The sequence below is a fragment of the Cupriavidus sp. WKF15 genome, from assembly GCF_029278605.1.
Taxonomy (GTDB): domain Bacteria; phylum Pseudomonadota; class Gammaproteobacteria; order Burkholderiales; family Burkholderiaceae; genus Cupriavidus.
The window spans coordinates 1,178,748-1,197,377 of record NZ_CP119572.1; the positions used below are offsets into that span (position 1 = coordinate 1,178,748).

The following is an 18,630-nucleotide window of genomic DNA, read 5'->3' on the forward strand; positions in this document are numbered from 1 at the left end:
GTGCATCAACCCTTCGCAATTATGCAATTCCATAGGTATCAGAAAAGTATGACGATACGTTTGCGGGCGGAGAGGCCCTATAGCAGGTCAGACACAAGTGATGATGTCGACGTTTCGAACGTCTGGAAGGCCAGGGCGCGGGGGTCGCGACGATGACGCCGGGTCAAATGCAAATTTTTATGCAACAGGAGCAAGTGAAATGGAAGGCGGTCGTGCAGGCGGCGAAGTTGAAGGCGGACTGAGATGAGTAAAACTATTCCCTGTGTCCTGATGCGCGCCGGCACCTCTCGCGGACCGTTTTTCCTGCGCGAATGGCTACCGGAAAGCGATGAGGAGCGTGACCAGGCGTTGATTGGCGCTATCGGAGCATCGGACCCCTTGCAACTTGACGGCGTTGGGGGCGGCAGCACGCTTAACAGCAAGGTAGCCATTGTGTCACGGTCCACGCAGCCCGATTGCGACTTGGACTACCTTTTTGTACAGGTGGGAGTCGGGAATTGCTCGGTGGATACACGCCCCAACTGCGGCAACATGCTGTCAGGCGTCGCGCCTTTTGCCATCGAGCAGGGTCTCGTCAAGGTCGAGCGGGACACGACTCGCGTACGCGTGCATAACGTCAATACTGGCGCTCGAATTGACGTGACCGTACGTACGCCGGATGGCCGGATAACCTATGACGGTGACACCCGCATCGACGGCGTCGCTGGAACCGGCGCTCCGATCTTGCTTGATTTTCTGGATGCCTGGGGTGCCGTGACAGGTCAGGTATTCCCGACGGGAAACCGCATCGATGTGATCGACGGCGTCGAGGTGACTTGCATCGACGCGGCCATGCCGCTGATGATTGTCCGGGCCTGCGACCTGGGTGTCAGCGGCCGTGAAGCACCGGCCACGCTTGACAGTGATGCAGCATTGCTGTCGCGACTGGAGACGCTGCGATTGCAAGCCGGCCTGCTGATGGGTCTCGGCGATGTGTCTGACAGCGTCATTCCGAAGCCAGTGTTGGTTAGCCCGGGCGACTCTCCGGATAGCATCACATCGCGCTACTTCACTCCGCGCAAGTGCCATGCCTCTCATGCCGTTACGGGAGCCATCGGCGTGGCCAGCGCCTTCGCATTGTCGGGTACCGTCGCGAGCCAGAACGAAAGGCACTCTGGCCGACATGCCCTCGTGGTGCTTCATCCTGCTGGGCGGATCGAAGTCGAAGTAGAACTGGAGGGCGAGGGTGATGCCACAAAAGTCACTCGTGCAGCGCTTGTTCGAACGGCCCGAAAAATCATGGCTGGTGAACTCCATCTGCCCGACTACGTTTTCTCCCGGCCCGAGCCAATGGCAAAGCCTTCGGTGGGATCGCGAGCGAAGCCTTTGCAAATCATCCTTCCTACACGCTCAGGCGGCGGCAATGACGCTGTGGCTCACCTCATCGGTCCCCGCATCGGGCGGCTGCTGGGGCAAGAGGTGGTCATCGATAACCGGGCCGGTGCGAACGGCGGCATAGCCTGCGAGTATGTTGCGCGGGCGGTCCCCGATGGACATACGTTGCTCCTTGGCTACGTGGGAACACATGCGATGAATCCCGCACTTCAGAAGGTTGGGTACGATCCCCTCCGCAGCTTTGCGCCGATAGGTCTCATTGGGTCTTCTCCGATATTGCTGGTGGCAAATCCGTCGAACGTGCCGGCTGACGTGGAGGCTCTGATTGCCCGCTTGAAACAAGAGCCACATGGTCTGCGCTACGCGTCCGCAGGCGACGGCACACCGCCTCATTTCGGTGCGGAACTCTTCCAGCTTGCCACTGGCACATCGATGCGCTCTCTCACCTTTGACGGCGCTGCGCCGGCAATTGCGTCCACCATCGAAGGGCGCACACAGGTGATGTTTTCTAGCCTGCTCACTGCGTATCGGCCGCTACGGGCCGGGCGCCTTCATGCGCTTTCGGTTGCCGGTCCGCAACGCCTCTCTTGTTTGCCGGATGTTCCTACCCTTGCTGAAGCGGGGATTTCCGGCGTGCAATTGACACAGTGGTACGCGCTGTTCGCGCCTGCTGGCACTCCCGCCGCTAAGGTGGATGAGCTAAATCAGGTCTTGAACGAAGTTTTGCGAGACCCGGACGTCATTGCAGGTTTTGAAAGTTATGGCGCGACGGCGGAGCCGAGCAGTCCCGAGGCGCTGACGGCAAAAGTAGAGTCCGAGCTGACGCGATGGCGGCGCGTCGTTACGGAGTCAAGGCTGGCGCCAGCACTTCCCGCTCCACATCCTCAATTAGCCGACTCGTGTTAACTGCGCTGTGAGGAGCCGGCCAAGGACTACCTACAGTCTTGCAACTGCATATCAGCCGGGTGACTCGGTCGTCGCAACATGGGCATGGCGGCGAATCCGACGTTTAAGCCAATGTCGGCGGCAAATTGAAATCCGCTTTAAGCCTTCTACGGATTCAGCAATAGGAGAAATCATGACCATAGTCGAAGCTCACTTGGGCAGCGAAAAGAGGCCGGAGCTGGTATCCCGGCCTTGCTACGCAGTCGCACCGGTTGCGGTTAAGGACCCCGATCCAATGGCCATTTCTTGGATACGGACACCGACCGAGGTGCTGATGGAGAATTTGAATGACCGGCAAGACGTGACCGATATCGCGTTCTTGGGATACAACTAGCCCTTCTCGACGATGGCGAGCTCGGAACGGTACGCCGCCGCTTCCGTGGCAAGCCATTGTCTTCATTTCTTGCATCAGGTCGACTGCCGCCGCAGTTCGCCGTACTGCGGCGCTGATCAACGGCGCCTCGTCGCACGTGGTTGAGGGACGACGTGCACGAAGACTCCGTGTTCCACCTTGCCGCCCGCTGAAAGGCACCGCCATGAACATTGCCACCACCTATCTCTTCGTGCCGGGCAACCGGCACGAGCGCTTCGACAAGGCCGTTGCCGCCGGCGCAGACGTCACAATCTTCGACCTGGAGGATGCAGTCCACCCCGACGGCAAGGACGCCGCCCGCGTGGCAATCGCCTCGTGGCTCGCGGCAAGGCAGCTTTCAGGGCAGGCGGCGAATGTCCTTGTCCGGATCAATGACGCCGCCTCGCCTTATTTCAGTGCCGACCTGGAGTGGCTCGCCGACCTGCCCGCCGGCACGCCGCTGGCCGGGCTAATGGTTCCCAAGGCCGAACAACCTGCGGCGTTGGGCGGCATCGCCGAGGCGCTGCGCAGGCTCAATCCGCACGGCGTACTGGTGGCGCTCATCGAAAGCGCCATTGGGGTGCATCAGGCCGACGCCATCGCCACGGCGCCTGGCGTGGCGCGGCTGGCGTTCGGCTCCATCGACTACGCCGTCGACCTCGGCTGCGAGCACACCCGTGACGCACTGGCCTACGCACGCAGCCGCCTCGTGCTGGCCTCGCGCGTCGCCCGCCTGCCGCCGCCCGTTGACGGCGTGACCACCGCGCTGAAGGATGAGACCGTTCTGGCCGACGACGTTGCCTATGCCCGGGAACTCGGCTTCGCCGGGAAGCTGTGTATCCACCCGTCGCAGGTGGCCGGCGTGCGAGCGGGCTTTCGGCCGTCCGCGCAGCAGACCGATTGGGCCCGCCGCGTGATCGAGGCCACCTCGTCCGGCAGCCATGCCGTGCAGGTCGATGGCAAGATGGTCGACAAGCCCGTCATCGAGCAGGCGAAGCGCATCCTGGCTCTGTCTGGCAACTAGTAAGCGCTATCCTCGCCGACGCGGAAGGCGACCGTTCCCTCTACACTGCACGGCAGTAGCATTGCGGAGTCCGCAGTGAACAAGGTCGTCAGCGCATGCCGTGGACGCGACAGATGCGTCGGACGGGCGGGGGAGTGCGCCGCGAAAAGGCTGTCGACCGCATTGCGATGTGGTGCGAGCGTGCCGGACAGTCGCGCGCGTCTTAAGGATAGAGCCAGAAGGAGGAAGCGAATGGAGCTCCGGCAGTTGCGGTATTTCCTGCAGGTGGTCGAACTCGGCAGCATGGGAAAGGCCGCGCAGAAGCTGGACGTGGGCACGTCGGCCCTTAGTCAGCAGATTAGCAGGCTCGAAGGGGAATTGGCGACACGGTTGTTGCAGCGCACATCCGCCGGCGTGGTGCCAACGGACGCTGGCCTGGCTTTCTGGCGGCAGGCGCAACTGGCCGTGCGCCATGCCGACGATGCCGTCCGTGCCGCGCAGCTTGCGAGACTGTCGGGCCATGTCAGCGTCGGTATGGCGCCGAGTACGATCTCCGTACTCGGCTTGCCCTTCATGCAGGCCATGAGGGATCGCTACCCTGACATCCGGCTCCATCTGGTGGAAAGTCTGTCGGGCAACCTGGCCACCATGATCGATACTCGCCAACTCGACCTGGCCATCCTGTTCCAGGCGGACGGACACCACCGCTGGAGCGTGGCGCCACTGCTCACCGAACGCCTTTTTCTCATCTCCCGGCGCGACATGCCCGGCATGCCCGCGGGAAAAACCGCGAAGCTGGCGCAGTTGCGCGACTTGCCGCTGATTCTGCCAAGCAGTCCGCACGGATTGCGGTCAGTGCTCGACGTGGCGTTTGCCAAGGGCAAGTTCCAGCCAAACCTGGTGGCCGAGATAGACGGACTGGCGATGCTAATGGATGCCGTACGGGCCGGCTTCGGGGCGACGGTGCAGCCCGGCGCGGCAGTCGCGCGACTCGGCGGCGAGCCGCTGGCCATGATCCCCATTGCGGACGCCGCGGCCCGTCGCCCCAACGTGCTGGCCAGCTTGTCGGACGAAGAACTGTCGCCGGCCGGGCTCGCTGCGCGCGGCACGCTGGCTTCCGTCGCGCGGGAACTGGTGCTGAGCGGAAGTTGGCAAGGGGCGACCCTTCACGATTTGTAAACACCTCTTTTCCGTTCCCTTCTGGCGGGCGCCCGCCCCGCTCAGTACAGTCGCAGCCAACAATCGGAGACTGTACTCATGTGGGACGTACTCGTAATCGGCGGGGGCAACGCGGCACTGTGCGCCGCCCTCATGGCGCGCGAAGCTGGCGCCAGTGTGCTGCTGCTGGAAGCGGCCCCCAAGGCATGGCGAGGCGGCAATTCCCAGCACACCCGCAATCTGCGATGCATGCACGATGCGCCCCAGGATGTGCTGGTCGACAGCTACCCCGAGGAGGAGTACTGGCAAGACTTGCTCAAGGTCACCGGCGGCATCACCAATGAGGCGCTGGCGCGGCTGGTGATCCGCGCGTCATCGACCTGCCGACCCTGGATGCGCCGCCACGGTGTGCATTTCCAGCCGCCCCTGTCGGGCGCGCTGCATGTAGCCCGTACCAATGCGTTTTTCATGGGCGGCGGCAAGGCTCTGGTGAATGCCTACTATCGCAGCGCCGAAAACCTCGGGGTGGAGATCTGCTACGAGACGCCGGTCGATGCCATCGAACTCGATGGCAGCCGGTTTGTGGCTGCGCGCAGCGGCGCACACCGCTTCGAGGCACACACTTGCGTGCTGGCGGCGGGCGGCTTCGAATCGAACCGGGAATGGCTGCGCGAAGCCTGGGGCCGCAACGAGCGCGGCGAATGGCCGGCCGACAACTTCCTGATCCGCGGCACCCGGTTCAATACGGGCGTACTGCTCAAGCACATGATCGAGGCGGGGGCGGACGCCATCGGCGACCCGTCGCAATCGCACTGTGTGGCTATCGACGCGCGCGCGCCGCTGTATGACGGCGGCATCTGCACGCGCATCGATTGCGTGTCACTCGGCGTGGTGGTGAACCGGGAAGCAGAGCGCTTCTATGACGAGGGCGAGGACTTCTGGCCGAAGCGCTACGCGATCTGGGGTCGTCTGGTCGCCCAGCAACCGGGCCAGATTGCTTACTCCATCATCGATGCCAAGGCCATCGGCCGCTTCATGCCGCCGGTCTTCCCCGGCACGGTGGCCGACACACTGCCCGAACTGGCGCGCAAGCTCGGCCTCCCGGAGCAGTCGTTCGTGAAAAGCGTGACCGACTACAACGCCGCGTGCCGCATTGGCACCTTCGACCATACGGCGCTGGACGACTGCCGCACCGAAGGGCTGATCCCGCCCAAGACGCACTGGGCGCGTCCCATCGACACCGCGCCTTTCTACGGTTATGCGCTGCGTCCCGGCATCACCTTCACCTATCTCGGCCTCAAGGTCGACGAGCACGCCGCCGTCCATTTTGGCGGTGAGCCGAGCGACAACCTGTTCGTTGCCGGCGAGATGATGGCCGGCAACGTGCTGGGCAAGGGCTACACGGCGGGCGTTGGCATGTCTATCGGCACCGCGTTCGGCCGGATTGCAGGCACCCGGGCCGCGCGCGCGGCCGCACAAGCGAAAGGAGTACAACATGAAGCAGCTTGAGGCGCTGGTGCGCGAGGCCGGCGAAACGGCGGTGGGGGCGGCGGCGGCCGTGGAGACGGCGGGCGACATCCGTCAAACCGGCGCTCGGAAGATCATTCCCATCCAGGTGCTGCCGCTGACCGGCAATGAAGCCGAAGTTGCCCGTCAGATGCAGATTTGCAATGCCTGTCGTTACTGCGAAGGCTTTTGCGCGGTGTTCCCGGCCATGACGCGGCGCTTGTCATTCGGCAAGGCGGACGTGAACTACCTGGCCAACCTCTGCCACAACTGTGGGGCCTGCTACCACGCCTGCCAGTACGCGCCGCCGCACGAATTCGCGGTGAACGTGCCGCAGGCCATGGCTCGCGTACGTGGGGAGACCTACGCCGAATATGCATGGCCGGCGCCGCTGGGCGCACTGTACCGGCGCAACGGCCTCACCGTTGCGCTCGCGCTTGCCTTCGGCCTGGCCTTGTTCCTGCTGCTGGCCATTTCGCGCCACGGCGTCTTGTGGCACGCGCCGCTGGCCGGCAATTTCTACGCGATCTTTCCGCACAACATGATGGCTGCGATGTTCGGGGCAGTGTTCGGCTTCGCGGTGCTCTCGCTGGGCATTGGCATACAGACGTTCTGGCGCGATGTATCGCCGGGCCGTGCCACCCCGCCCGCGCTGGGGGAGGCCGCGCGTGACGCGCTCACGCTCACCTACCTCGACGGCGGACACGGCCAGGGGTGCAACGAGCAGGACGACCGATTCACGCTGGCGCGGCGCCGCTTCCACCACCTGACGTTCTACGGCTTCATGGCCTGTTTCGCCTCCACTGGCGTGGCCACGCTGTACCACTACCTGCTGGATCTCCACGCGCCGTATCCGGTGACGAGCTTGCCGGTGATCCTCGGCACGGCCGGCGGCGTCGGGCTATTGATTGGGCCGGCCGGCCTGCTGTGGCTGAACCTGCGGCGCGACCCCAACCGGGGTGATGCCGCCCAGCGGCCCATGGATCGCGGCTTCATCGCGCTCCTGCTACTCACAGCGGCTACCGGGCTTGGCCTGTTGGCCGGGCGCGAGACCGGAGCCATGGCGATGCTGCTGGCTATCCACCTTGGCGTGGTGATGGCGCTGTTCGCCACGTTGCCGTTCGGCAAGTTCGCCCACGGCATCTACCGTTGCGCGGCGCTATTGAAGTCGGCCATCGAGAAGCGCCAGCCCAATACGTTGCAGCTCGGCTCCGACTGAGGCAGTGCAGCACTGAAGAACCGCAACGCCGACAAGAAAATCATCGAACCTCAAGGAGACCGTCACATGTCCGACATGACCCGCCGCACCGCCATCGCCTTTCTGGTAGGCGCCCTCGCACTCGGCAGCATGGTCCCGGCTGCCGCACAAAGTTGGCCGGAGAAGCCCGTCACTGTCGTGGTGCCCTTCGCTTCCGGTGGCACCACCGACATCATTGCCCGCACCATTGGCCACAAGATGGGCGAGTCGTTGCACCAGCCGGTGGTGGTGGACAACCGCCCGGGCGCAGGAGGCACGCTCGGCGCGAGCAACGTGGCGCGCGCTACGCCCGACGGCTACACGCTGCTGCTTGCCACCGTCGCGCACACGATGGCGCCCGGCATTTACAAGAAACTGCCGTACGATTTCACGCGCGACCTGGTGCCGGTCGGCCTGGTGGCGTTGACCCCGAACGTGCTGCTAGTCAGCCCATCGCTGCCCGTCAAGTCGGTGGCGGAGCTGATCGCGTATATCAAGTCGCATCCGGGTAAGGTGAACTACGGATCGGCCGGCCCCGGCAGCACCGAGCATCTTTCTGGCGAACTGTTCCGGTCGATGACTGGCACCGACATTGTTCACGTCCCATACAAGGGCGGTGCGCCGATGATGACCGACCTGATCGCCGGGCAGATCCAGATGGCGGTGGAGACGAGTCCCTCGGCAGCCCCGCACGTGCGCTCGGGCAAGCTCCGCGCGCTGGCGGTGACCACGGCGAAGCGTTCCTCGGCGTATCCCGGCGTGCCCACGCTGGACGAAAGCGGCATCAAAGGCTACGAGGTGACCACGTGGTATGCGCTGATGGCGCCTCGGGGCACGCCCGACGCGGTCACGCGGCGGCTTGGCACGGAACTGGCCAAGGCGCTGCAACAGCCGGACGTGTTGAAGCGCTTCGAAGAGCAGGGTGTGACGGCTGGCGACATGACGCCAGCGAAGCTTGCCGAGTTCATCCGCCTGGAGACCGAGCGTTGGGGGCGGGTATCCAAGACGGCTGGTGTGACCGCCGACTGATCGGGCCGCGTTCCAAATTTGCAGCCTGTCGTTTCAGGGGCACCCGCGGAGGGGGATTCTGCTTTGAGACCGTGGAATGGAGGTGTGCACTGAATGCAGTCGATGTCGCGATACCATCTCTCGGCGATCGAACGACCGCTTGCCGAGGGGAGCTGCCATGTGAGTGTCTCGGCGACGCGTCGGACGAAGGTCCCTTCCTGGCCGGGAACGGCCCGACGCTCAGCACAGCCGAGCGTTCCTCCTGGACTGGTCCGCGTAGGGCAGAAGACGCCCCAGTGCTGCCCCTCAAATGAGATTTACGACCGTCAGGTTCCGGCGCGACATGAGACGGTCGCGGATGAGACCACGTCGCCGACTTGCGAAATTGGATTCTGGATGACGGGCTGCTAGCCGCACAAGCTCGGCGCAGCCTACGGAAAGTCTTCACGGCGCTCCGCCCATGTCAGGATCGCATCCAGTGCCGGGCACAACGCCTGGCCCCAATCAGTCAGGCGGTAGTCCACCTTCGGTGGCACCTGATGATAGACCGTACGCGTCACGATGCCGTCCGCTTCGAGGCAGCGTAGCTGCTGGGCAAGCATCTTCTGTGTGATGCCGGGGATCAGTCTCTCGAGGTCCGAAAAGCGCTGTACCTGACCGCCGAAGAGGTGAAACAGGATCACCAGCTTCCAGCGGCCTTCCAGCAGCTTGAATGCGGCTTCGACATCGATTGCGGCAGCCGCGGGGGTGTAGTTTTTTCGGTTAGCCAAGGGGTTACTTACTTTTTTGTGCGTTCTTGCGATACGGTAACTGTAGCGCCATGATTGGGGCATGCAAACCTTCACGTTGAGGTGAACCCCGATGAACATGATGCTGCCTCCGCCACTGGATGCCTATCTGCTCGCGGAAACCGTCACGGACACCGCCCCTCTCTTGAACTGCTTTACCGCCGATGCCGTTGTGCGGGACGAAGGCCGCACGATCAAGGGGCTGGAAGCAATCCAGGCCTGGAAGAAAGACAGCAAAACCAGGTACCAGTACAGCATTGAGCCGTTGGACGTATCCCAGGACGGCGCCACTGTGACGATGCACGCACGACTCAACGGCACATTCCCCGGTAGCCCAGTCGAGCTGACCTACACGTTCGTCCTGGCCGGCGGCAGGATTGCGTCGCTGGAGATTCGCTAATGAGCTCCGCACCTGAACTTCTGGGGCTTCGGGCGCTCGTTACAGGCGGAACCAAAGGCGTCGGCAAAGCCGTCGTCGCACGCCTTCGCGAGGCAGGTGCGAACGTTCTGACGACGGCGCGTTCCCGTCCCGATGAACTTGCCGAAGAACGGTTCATCGGGGCGGACATCACGACGGCCGAGGGCTGTAAAGCTATTGTCGACGCCGTGCTAGAGCGGTTCGGTGGCGTCGATATAGTCGTGCACGTCGTGGGCGGCTCATCTGCACCGGCCGGTGGCTTCAGCGTGCTAGATGACGATGAATGGAACAAGGCATTGAGCCTGAACCTATTCCCGGCAGTGCGCATCGATCGCGCGCTGTTGCCCTCTATGGTCGAGCAGCATTCGGGCGTCATTATCCACGTCACGTCGATCCAGCGGCAATTACCGTTGCCGGAGGCGACGATTGCCTATGCCGCCGCCAAGGCTGCCCTGTCAAACTACAGCAAAGCCCTGAAGCGTCGGCGCGCCTGGATCATCAGGCATCGCGGTAGACGCGTGCGGGTTCGCTATCTGGACGAAAACGCCGCTCCGAAGACGGAAACGGCCGAGGTCAGCGCGGGTACAGGCTCAGCCAGATCGCCAGCGCGGCGCCGGCACTCGCCAAGTTCACCCGACATATCTGGGCGATCTTCAGGCGGCCTTCCAGCAGCATGCCAAGCGACCACAGCCCCGCCACCATCGGCGCAACCACTAGCACGGTCTGGCCGAAGGACAAGTCGTCGGCAAACCACAGGTAGCTGCCGGTGGCCGCCATCAGTTGCAGGAACTGCGCTGCGGCGAACCAGCGGCGGCCGCGCGATAACTGTGGGTCGTAGCGCTGGGCGGCAGCCTGCAGATCATAGGGCACGGTGCTGGCCGCGGCCTTCAGGTCTTCGGGCAGCCAGCCCGGCGGCTTGAACCACAGGCGCAGCTTGTCCGACCAGCGCCTGGTGCGGCGCGCCAGTTTGGCGATGTCGCTGTAGCCTACCGCCACCGCCCACAGCGGGTTCCAGTTGCGCAACTGGGTGCGGGTCCCGTAGACACAGGGCTCGCGTTCCTCGGCGAATGTGCCGAACAGTCGGTCCCAGATCACCAGCATGCCGCCATAGTTCTTGTCGAGATACTGGTCGTTCACCGCGTGGTGCACGCGGTGGTTGGACGGTGAAGAAAATACGCGGTCGAACCAGCCGAGCTTGCCGATGTGCTCGGTGTGGATCCAGAACTGATAGAGCAGCACGATGAGGCCGGCGAGCGCGAACTGCTCCGGTGCCACGCCCAGTACCGCCATCGGCAGGTAGAACGGCCAGCCGAGCAAGGCGACGGTACTCTCCTGGCGCAGCGCTGTGGACAGGTTGAAGTGCTGGCTCTGGTGGTGCACCGCGTGGGCGGCCCACATCACCGCGCTTTCGTGCCCCATGCGGTGCAGCCAATAGTCGCAAAAGTCAAACAGCACGATGGCGATCAACCAGCCGTACCAGGCGTGCCAGATCGGTGAGCCGGCGAACAGTGCCACGCGCCGGAAGACCAGCGTGTAAAGGCCAATCTGGAACAACTGGGTAATGCCGGCCGCCAGTTGGCTAAGCAAGCCCTGGCTCAGGCTGCTCAGCGAGTCGCTGAGCCGGTAGGTGTTCTTGCGCCTTGCAAGGCCGTAGGCGAATTCGCACGCCATCAGCACGAAAAACAACGGCAAGGCGTAGACAATGATCTTGTCCATTCAGTAATGCTGGCGCGCACGGACGCGCGGCAAAATCCGAATGATACACATAGCCGGTCGGTCTGGCGGCTCTGCAGTTTCACTGGCACCTCTGCCGAGATTGCGGCCCCCTCACGCAGTCCCATCCTGGCCTCAGGAAAGCACACCAAGCCACCGGATGGGGCGGCATCCGTCCCATGCGGCAGCATCGTCACAAAATCGAGCGTCCGTAGATGGTCGAACTCTGCCGTCGGACCATCGACCATTCCCGCAAATCAACGTGACGCAGAAAGAGAACACGGCTCCCCGCGAGAGCCGGTTTGCCGGTCTCACTGCGCCGGAACTGCACTTCGCCCAGCATTCGTCCGCACGCAGTCAGCTCGCCGGCTTTGGTCAGAATTTGAGACGCGATGCGAGCCGCTTGCCCTGGTTCAGGCGACCGGCCGCCAAGCGCAATTTGAGAGGATGGGTGGTTTCCAGAATGCGCGCACGCGCGAGCAGCGTGTCCAGCGAAGGGAGATCCCATGCGCCCTTCCAGGCGAACAGTATGAAATTGCAGCTGTCCTCCGCCAGCGAAATGGAGAACGACTCACCGAACACCGAGCGAACTTCCTCCAGATATATGGGGACGTCCTCGTCATTCCCCACGAAGTTGGCGACTAGTACGCCATCGTCGGCGAGCCGCGCGTGGCAGGCGGCATAGAATGCCGCCCTCCCAAATGTCGCGGGCATGCCGTGCGCCAGAAAGGCATCCACCAGAATCACCTCCGGCCGCGCATCGTGGCCTTTGACGTATTCGGCGCCATCTGCGCAGAGCACTTCCAGGCGGTCGTCATCGGGTGGGATCCGAAACATATCGCGCAAGGCGATCACTGCCGGATCAACTTCAATGGCGACAACCTTGGTATTCGGAAGATGGTGGTAACAGTACTTGGCGAGGGAGCCCCCACCCAGGCCAATCATGGAGACCCGGGCAGGCGTCGGGTGCAGCAGCAGAAAGCTCATCATCGACCGGGTATAGCCGAGCATCAGCTTATCGGGGTCGCGCCGAGACATGAGGCTCTGGGTCGCAAGCCCTTTGAAACGGAGCGAAAGCGTGCGCTCTGTCTCCAGCACCACCGGACTCCCCTCGGAGGTAGCCTTGGCAATCATGTTCAAGTACGCGTCGAAGGAAACACGGAAGGAATCCATTGCCCAGCTCATTCAATCGGTCCCACTGGATGACCCAGGTCGTCAGCAGCGCTGCGAGCGCCTTCAAGGCTGGACCTTCATCTGGGCCTGAAGCCTGAGTTTGCACCCTGGTGGGTCAGCAGATCTTGGTTCCACTATCGCCAAAGGATAGTGCTGTCGTGCATGGAATCAAGCCCTAAACGCGCATGGGCACGCAGTCGACCCTGCGGCCCAGCTTCGGCAAGCAACAGCGCACGGTAGCCCATGGGAACCAGCACCGGCGCGGCAAGCGCTGCACATGTCAGATCTGCCGCTGTGAAACGTCAACACCAGCATCGACGGCGTCACATGCGACACACACGCGCGGCGACGCGCGCGCTCGATCGCATCCGCATGGCGCGCCGGAACGTATATAGAAGTAGGAGGAGGTGATACACACCACTATCAGGAGATGCCGCCATGAAATTCATGATGACCTTCCATTGGGCTCCGGATACGGAGCAGCGCGCCGAAGCGATCGAGCGCTTTCTGCGAACCGGCGGGGTACCGCCGGAGGGCGTCCAGTTGCTTGGCAGATGGACCCGCGCCGATCTCGGGTCGGGCTTCGATCTGCTCGAAACCGATGATGCGGCCAAGCTCACCGAGTTCGCCTATCAGTGGAGCGATCTGATGGAGCTGGAGATCATGCCGGTGCTGGAGGATGCCGAGCTGGCCGCCGTCTTCGGGCGCGTAGCCAAGAAATAGGCCACGCGCTAGTTGCGAAGCAACACGACTCGAGCGACCGGCACGCTGGAAACCAGGATGTGGCGCTCGTACTCCGGGCATAGCTCGTGCGGGTCGTTGTCCACTGGGCCAGCCAAGTGGACACGGAGGCCTGGCTTACACCTGCCCGGCGTGGATGTAGGCGGTCTTCACCGTGGTGTAGAACTCGCGCGCGTAGCTGCCCTGTTCGCGCGGCCCATAGCTGGAACCCTTGCGGCCGCCGAACGGCACATGGTAATCGACGCCCGCGGTGGCAGTGTTGACCATCACCATCCCCGCCTGCACGTGGCGGCGGAAGTGCGTGGCGTACTTCAGCGATGTCGTGCAGATGCCCGCTGACAGCCCGAACGGCGTGTCATTGGCCACGGCCAGCGCTTCGTCGTAGTCCTTCACGCGGATCACGGAGGCCACGGGACCGAACACTTCCTCGCGGTTGATGCGCATGCCCGCCGTCGTGCCCGTCACCAGTGCCGGCGCCAGGAAGAAGCCCGGCGTGGCGCGTTCCAGGCGTTCGCCACCGATGACGGTACCGCCTTCTTCGCGCGCGACGGCGATGTAGCGCTCATCCTGTTCGAGCTGGCGCGCATCGACCACGGGACCGATCTGCGTATCCGCCGACAGCGCGTCGCCGATGCGCAGCGCGACCAGCCGGTTGCCCATGGCCTCGACAAAGCGGTCATGGATGCCGTCGGTGACGATCAGGCGGCTCGATGCCGTGCAGCGCTGGCCGGTCGAATAGAACGCGCCGTTGATGCAGGCTTCGACGGCTACGTCGAGGTCGGCATCGTCGAGCACGACCATCGGGTTCTTGCCGCCCATCTCAAGCTGGAATTTCTTGCCCGACGCCACACAGCGCGCGGCGATCGCGCTGCCGGTGGCGACGGAGCCCGTGAAGCTGATGGCATCCACGTCGGGCGACGCGACCATGGCTTCGCCGACCACCGCGCCGCGTCCCATCACCAGGTTGAGCACGCCCTGAGGGAGGCCGGATTCGACCAGGATATTGACAAGTTCCCACGCGCTGCCAGGGACCAGTTCGGCGGGCTTGAACACCACGCAGTTGCCGTACGCCAGCGCGGGCGCGATCTTCCACGCGGGAATCGCGATCGGAAAGTTCCATGGTGTGATGAGGCCGATCACGCCGAGCGGCTCGCGCGTGACCTCGACGGTCAGCCCGGGGCGCACGGACGGCAGGATCTCGCCGCCCAGGCGCAGGGCCTCGCCGGCAAAGAACTTGAAGATCTGGCCGGCGCGCGCGACTTCGCCGATGGCCTCGGGCAGCGTCTTGGTCGGCGCCGCGCTGCGCAGCCCGCGCGTCTGGCTGCTGACCTTCATCCTGCTCACGTTCAACACCGGCTTCTACGGCCTGGCCTTCTGGCTGCCGTCGATCATCCGCGCGTCGGGCGTGCAGAGCCCGCTGCATATCGGCCTGCTCACCGCCATTCCGTACCTGACAGCGATCTTCGCGATGGTGTGGAACGCATCGCACTCGCGCAAGACCGGCGAGCGCCGCCTGCACGCGGCCATTCCCGCGCTGATCGGCGGCGTCGGCCTGATCCTGAGCGCGGCGTGCGCGCAGAACGTGGCGCTGTCGATGCTGTTCCTGACCATCGCCACCTGCGGCATCCTGGCGCTGATGCCGATCTACTGGACATTCCCGGGGCAGATCCTGTCCGGCACGGCCGCGGCCGCGGGCATTGCACTGATCAACTCGGTGGGTAACCTGTCCGGCTTCACGGGCTCGATGATTACCGGCATCGCCAAGGAAATGACCGGCAACATCAACAACGGCACCTATGCGCTGGGTGCCTGCCTGCTGGTGAGCTGCGTGCTGATCGCGTTGATCCCGCGCGGTATTCTCAACCCTGCGGCCGAGCAGTAGGGCCTTTGCGGCGCCGCCACATGGTGGTGCCGTTCATGTCTTCCGGCGGTGGGGTACGAGGCTCGCGTTTCGCGAACTCGCCAGCGGTCGAACCTCGTCGTCGGCGGCCAGCCGGGCAGGGCGGGCCACTGGGCAGCCGCTTCGGGATCGAGGGGCCGTTCCACGAGGGCAGGTACGACTTCGTGCTGGCGGAGGGCGCATGACGGGCCGCTATTTTGCGGTGTTCGCCACCGACAAGCCGGACATGGCCACTACACGGGAGCGCGTGCGGCCGGCGCACCGCGCCTACCTGCGCGCGCCGGGCGAACATGCGGTGGTGGCGCGCCTGGGCGGCCCCACGCTATCGCCGGACGGCACGCGGATGACCGGCACGCTGCTGGTGGTGCACAGCGTAGTGGCGTAGTTGCGCGATCGAATAGACTCGGCGGTCCGTGCAGACGGGGGAGTCAATGGGAGACAGAGCGCGCACGCCTCGCTGTCAGCAAAGCGGATCGAAATCAGGGGGATTTCGGGTGCGCTTGTCGCCGGCGCGCCCAGGCAAATCTCCGAAGCGCCGGCAGTCGCAGACCGCGGCAAGACGCCGTCAGGCGCCATCGGTGAATGCGTCGACCGGCTTGGCGGCGCTGTCCACGTATGGGTCGAAGCTACGCAGGGCGCCATCCGTGTACGGATCGGTCTTGCGCGCGGCAAGCGTGCGGAACTGTTCGTCGGCCAGGGCAGGCGGTGCGCTGCGTACGGCCAGTTGCGTTGCGGACCTGTTCGACGAGCATGCGGCGTTCTACTTTCCGAAATGGGAATCGCGCGCGGACGCGCGCCGGGATTTCCGTATCCAGCGCTGCTATGTGTACCTGGATCCGGACATGGCGACAGCGACACCGAGCGCTATCCGTGGCTGCAGCGCGGGGCAGCAGGCGCGCGCAGCCAATGCACAGCGGCACGGCCGCCAGGGCCATGCCGCCAGTCTTGCCATTTGCACATCGACCGTCCGAGGCCCTTCCCGCCGGGCGCAACGCTCAGGCTCCTGGTCCCTCCTGCACGCCCGGTCTGGTCACGTACAGTTGGCGCGGTACGTCTCCTGCAATGCCTTGCGGCTCTTGTCCCGTTCGATCTTGGGGATCGGGCGGCCCTGTGCGTTGTGCGTGGCGGTACCCGATGACTGGTAGGTCCGCTGTTTCGAGGTCGCGTTGAACTCGTCCTTGAGCGCTTCGCACCTGGCGCGCCTGGCTTCCTCGGGATCGGTGCTGCCGCCCGAAGGCGGGCGATACGGGTTGCCGCCTTCCTGGACGGCCTCGGAGATGGCGTTCGCCGCGCCCTGGCCCGGGCCTGGCGCGGTCTGCGCCAGGGTCATGGAGGCGAGGCCCGTCAGCATCAGGCCGGTCAGCAACAACGGAAGGGGTTTGCGCATAGACTCTCCGGAGGACGGGAATGCCGCCGGCCTGCCCGGCGGACTAGACTAAGGGTAGCGATGCCGGGCTCGGTATGTCAAAGCGGTACGCCCGGACCGGATTCGAGAGGGGGGCCTCCATGCGTCTGATCCGTTCCCGCCATGCGCGGGCTGCTGCCGTGCTGGCGCTCGCCGCGGCGACATTGCCGGTTCACGCGTATTTCGACTACTTCCTGAGCGGCACCATCGTCGGGACCCTCCGTAAGGATGAGGTCCCGCAGTATGTCCGCCTCTACAAGGACGCCCTCGCCAATACGCCCGACGGTGGCACCGTGCCCGTCCGGTTCCCCGCCCTCGACCGGCGTCCGGCCATTGACGGCACCCTGACGCTGGAGCGCAGCCGGAACGACCCGGGCGGAAAGTGCCGCCGCGTGCGCTCGGACCTGACGCAGGCTGGCCGCAAGGAACGCTGGGCAGGATGGTTCTGCGAGACCCCCGATGGTGACTGGAAGCGGCAGAATTCAAAGAACTGAGCCGGCTTGTGCACATCAACCGCCTTGTACTTCACCAAAGATGATCTAGAACATACAAGGATGGCCGCGCACGCGGCCAGGAACGGGGGACTGACCATGGCAGTGTTGTTTCTGGGGAACATCGACGCCGCGACTACCGACGAGGAAGTTCGGGATTTCCTGATCAAGTATGGCTTGCCGGCCTATGACGAGATCGAGCATGTGCAAGGCGACGGCACCCATCCGGGCGTGACGCTGGTCTTCAACGAGCTGGATCCGGAGGCGTTGCGCAAGCTGCAGCCGCGCATCCACGGCATGTTCTGGAAGGGACACAAGATCAGTGCGATGGTGATGGCCGAGCGTTACAGGTAAGGCCGGGCACTCACCGGCAGGCGCCGCCATGGGCTTTCTGCGGTGGATCCAGCGGCAGGGCAGCCAGCCGCGGCAGCGCGACGACAAGGAACTCGTCGCGCTGACCGCGCGCGTCACGGCCCTGAACCCGCGCCTGCGGCTCGTCCCGCACTACGAGAAGCGGCTGGCGCCCCGGCTCGCCACGGCGCTGGCGGCGATCCGCGCCACCGTGGCAGGCCTGCCCGCGCCGCGCGAGGCAAGCGAGGCGGCCTGGGACAGCGATCCGCATATCCACGCGTACTTCGGTACGGGGGCCGACGTCGTCCACGCCTTCAGCCGTTCGCCCGACCTGCGCGAGTTCTTCGAGCGTACGCCGTCTGCCGAACACGCCTATGCCGTGCTCGGCATGGCCATGAACGAACGCCGCACGCTTGGTGTGGCGCTGGAAGGCGATGTCATGCGCACGGACGTGCCGCAGACGCTGGTGTCCTTCAGCGACCACCAGGTGAGGATCTGCGCCGAATCCGACGCGGCGTTGCGTGCGGAAATCCTGCTGCGCATGCTGGACCAGCTCGCGATCGAGGCGATGGCGCAGTATGCGGCGGGCAAGGGCCGGCGCGACGTGCTGGAGCGCGAGCAGGCCCTGCTCAAGGCGCAGCTCAAGCTCTATGAGCGGCAGGGCATGGGCCTGCGCTCGATGGTCGGCGGGGAGACGGCCGATGCAACATCGGTCCAGGCCGTCAGGGACGAGATCGCGCAGAACGACAACGCGCTGGCCGCGCTGGGCCACGGCGGCGACGTCCTCGCGCGTCAGCTCGAGTGCCTGGGCGAAATCCTGGGCGATGCCGCCAGCCGCATGCATGTCGAAAGGCGCCAGATCCGCCTGAGCCAGGTGAACGTGATGTTGTCCCCGGGCAGCACCGTGCCCGGTGTCGACCTGGAACTGCTTTGCGCCCACGTGCCCGGCGATCCGCCGCTCGTGCGGTGGTTTTCGATCGTGCGGTATGCGCGGGCCGACATGCTGTCGCAGGCCACGCTGCTGGACGAGGCAGCACGCATGTTGTAGCCCGCGGGCGGAATTCGCC

The 18,630-nt window shown here is 64.5% G+C and carries 18 protein-coding genes and 2 pseudogenes; 15 read left to right on the top strand and 5 right to left on the bottom strand.

Annotation, left to right across the window (positions count from 1 at the left end; all coding sequences use genetic code 11):
- Positions 1-243: 243 nt before the first annotated feature.
- The 7 genes from CupriaWKF_RS05650 to CupriaWKF_RS05680 all read left to right on the top strand — a co-directional run bounded on the left by CupriaWKF_RS05650 (position 244) and on the right by CupriaWKF_RS05680 (position 8,604).
- The gene (locus CupriaWKF_RS05650; protein WP_276100021.1) at positions 244-2,280 is read left to right on the top strand and encodes a 4-oxalomesaconate tautomerase; all 2,037 of its coding nucleotides are present in this window, start codon (positions 244-246) and stop codon (positions 2,278-2,280) included.
- 172 nt (positions 2,281-2,452) lie between these two features.
- Positions 2,453-2,653: a hypothetical protein gene (locus tag CupriaWKF_RS05655; RefSeq protein ID WP_115216742.1), complete on the top strand. Its 201-nt coding sequence runs from the start codon at positions 2,453-2,455 to the stop codon at positions 2,651-2,653.
- A gap of 202 nt (positions 2,654-2,855) precedes the next feature.
- A complete protein-coding gene (locus tag CupriaWKF_RS05660; protein ID WP_276100022.1) occupies positions 2,856-3,695 on the top strand; it encodes a CoA ester lyase in 840 nt (279 codons plus the stop codon).
- Positions 3,696-3,926: 231 nt separating this feature from the next.
- Positions 3,927-4,853: a LysR substrate-binding domain-containing protein gene (locus CupriaWKF_RS05665; protein ID WP_276100682.1), complete on the top strand. Its 927-nt coding sequence runs from the start codon at positions 3,927-3,929 to the stop codon at positions 4,851-4,853.
- Between the two features lie 78 nt (positions 4,854-4,931).
- Positions 4,932-6,341, top strand: a complete 1,410-nt coding sequence (tcuA, locus tag CupriaWKF_RS05670) for an FAD-dependent tricarballylate dehydrogenase TcuA (RefSeq protein ID WP_276100023.1) — start codon at positions 4,932-4,934, stop codon at positions 6,339-6,341.
- On the top strand, positions 6,328-7,557 hold the full coding sequence (tcuB, locus tag CupriaWKF_RS05675) for a tricarballylate utilization 4Fe-4S protein TcuB (protein ID WP_276100024.1): 1,230 nt from the start codon (positions 6,328-6,330) through the stop codon (positions 7,555-7,557). The genes tcuA and tcuB overlap by 14 nt, the downstream gene beginning before the upstream one ends.
- A gap of 66 nt (positions 7,558-7,623) precedes the next feature.
- The gene (locus tag CupriaWKF_RS05680) at positions 7,624-8,604 is read left to right on the top strand and encodes a tripartite tricarboxylate transporter substrate binding protein (RefSeq protein ID WP_276100025.1); all 981 of its coding nucleotides are present in this window, start codon (positions 7,624-7,626) and stop codon (positions 8,602-8,604) included.
- A gap of 410 nt (positions 8,605-9,014) precedes the next feature.
- Here CupriaWKF_RS05680 and CupriaWKF_RS05685 read toward each other — a convergent pair whose 3' ends face one another.
- The gene (locus CupriaWKF_RS05685; RefSeq protein ID WP_276100683.1) at positions 9,015-9,353 is read right to left on the bottom strand and encodes a winged helix-turn-helix transcriptional regulator; all 339 of its coding nucleotides are present in this window, start codon (positions 9,351-9,353) and stop codon (positions 9,015-9,017) included.
- Between the two features lie 91 nt (positions 9,354-9,444).
- Here CupriaWKF_RS05685 and CupriaWKF_RS05690 point away from each other — a divergent pair, with 91 nt between their 5' ends.
- Both CupriaWKF_RS05690 and CupriaWKF_RS05695 read left to right on the top strand, forming a co-directional pair.
- Positions 9,445-9,771, top strand: coding sequence for a nuclear transport factor 2 family protein (locus tag CupriaWKF_RS05690; RefSeq protein ID WP_276100027.1), 327 nt, complete (start codon positions 9,445-9,447; stop codon positions 9,769-9,771).
- Positions 9,771-10,271, top strand: a pseudogene (locus CupriaWKF_RS05695) (oxidoreductase); the annotation flags it as partial. The gene CupriaWKF_RS05690 and the pseudogene CupriaWKF_RS05695, both read left to right, overlap by 1 nt.
- A 91-nt stretch (positions 10,272-10,362) precedes the next feature.
- Here CupriaWKF_RS05695 and CupriaWKF_RS05700 read toward each other — a convergent pair.
- The gene (locus CupriaWKF_RS05700; protein ID WP_276100028.1) at positions 10,363-11,505 is read right to left on the bottom strand and encodes a sterol desaturase family protein; all 1,143 of its coding nucleotides are present in this window, start codon (positions 11,503-11,505) and stop codon (positions 10,363-10,365) included.
- Positions 11,506-11,877: 372 nt separating this feature from the next.
- Positions 11,878-12,675 (bottom strand): fused MFS/spermidine synthase, encoded by a 798-nt coding sequence (locus CupriaWKF_RS05705; protein WP_276100029.1) that lies wholly within the window; start codon positions 12,673-12,675, stop codon positions 11,878-11,880.
- A gap of 438 nt (positions 12,676-13,113) precedes the next feature.
- On the opposite strand from CupriaWKF_RS05705, the gene CupriaWKF_RS05710 reads away from it, so the two are divergent.
- Positions 13,114-13,398 (top strand): DUF3303 family protein, encoded by a 285-nt coding sequence (locus tag CupriaWKF_RS05710; protein WP_276100030.1) that lies wholly within the window; start codon positions 13,114-13,116, stop codon positions 13,396-13,398.
- Positions 13,399-13,533: 135 nt separating this feature from the next.
- Here the strand turns inward: CupriaWKF_RS05710 and CupriaWKF_RS05715 are convergent, their stop codons facing one another.
- Entirely contained in the window at positions 13,534-14,751 is a 1,218-nt protein-coding gene (locus CupriaWKF_RS05715; RefSeq protein WP_276100031.1) for an aldehyde dehydrogenase family protein, read from the bottom strand.
- Here CupriaWKF_RS05715 and CupriaWKF_RS05720 point away from each other — a divergent pair.
- Positions 14,705-15,298: pseudogene (locus tag CupriaWKF_RS05720) on the top strand (MFS transporter); the annotation flags it as partial. The gene CupriaWKF_RS05715 and the pseudogene CupriaWKF_RS05720 sit on opposite strands and share 47 nt — an antisense overlap.
- 199 nt (positions 15,299-15,497) lie before the next feature.
- Positions 15,498-15,701 carry a hypothetical protein gene (locus CupriaWKF_RS05725; protein ID WP_276100033.1) on the top strand — a complete coding sequence of 68 codons (204 nt, stop codon included), beginning with the start codon at positions 15,498-15,500 and terminating at the stop codon, positions 15,699-15,701.
- Positions 15,702-16,346: 645 nt separating this feature from the next.
- Here CupriaWKF_RS05725 and CupriaWKF_RS05730 read toward each other — a convergent pair.
- A complete protein-coding gene (locus tag CupriaWKF_RS05730) occupies positions 16,347-16,703 on the bottom strand; it encodes a hypothetical protein (RefSeq protein WP_276100034.1) in 357 nt (118 codons plus the stop codon).
- Positions 16,704-16,822: 119 nt separating this feature from the next.
- Here CupriaWKF_RS05730 and CupriaWKF_RS05735 point away from each other — a divergent pair, with 119 nt between their 5' ends.
- The 3 genes from CupriaWKF_RS05735 to CupriaWKF_RS05745 all read left to right on the top strand — a co-directional run bounded on the left by CupriaWKF_RS05735 (position 16,823) and on the right by CupriaWKF_RS05745 (position 18,611).
- The gene (locus CupriaWKF_RS05735; protein ID WP_276100035.1) at positions 16,823-17,215 is read left to right on the top strand and encodes a hypothetical protein; all 393 of its coding nucleotides are present in this window, start codon (positions 16,823-16,825) and stop codon (positions 17,213-17,215) included.
- Positions 17,216-17,311: 96 nt separating this feature from the next.
- On the top strand, positions 17,312-17,566 hold the full coding sequence (locus CupriaWKF_RS05740) for an RNA-binding protein (protein ID WP_276100036.1): 255 nt from the start codon (positions 17,312-17,314) through the stop codon (positions 17,564-17,566).
- 28 nt (positions 17,567-17,594) lie between these two features.
- A complete protein-coding gene (locus tag CupriaWKF_RS05745; RefSeq protein WP_276100037.1) occupies positions 17,595-18,611 on the top strand; it encodes a hypothetical protein in 1,017 nt (338 codons plus the stop codon).
- The last annotated feature ends 19 nt before the right edge of the window (positions 18,612-18,630 follow it).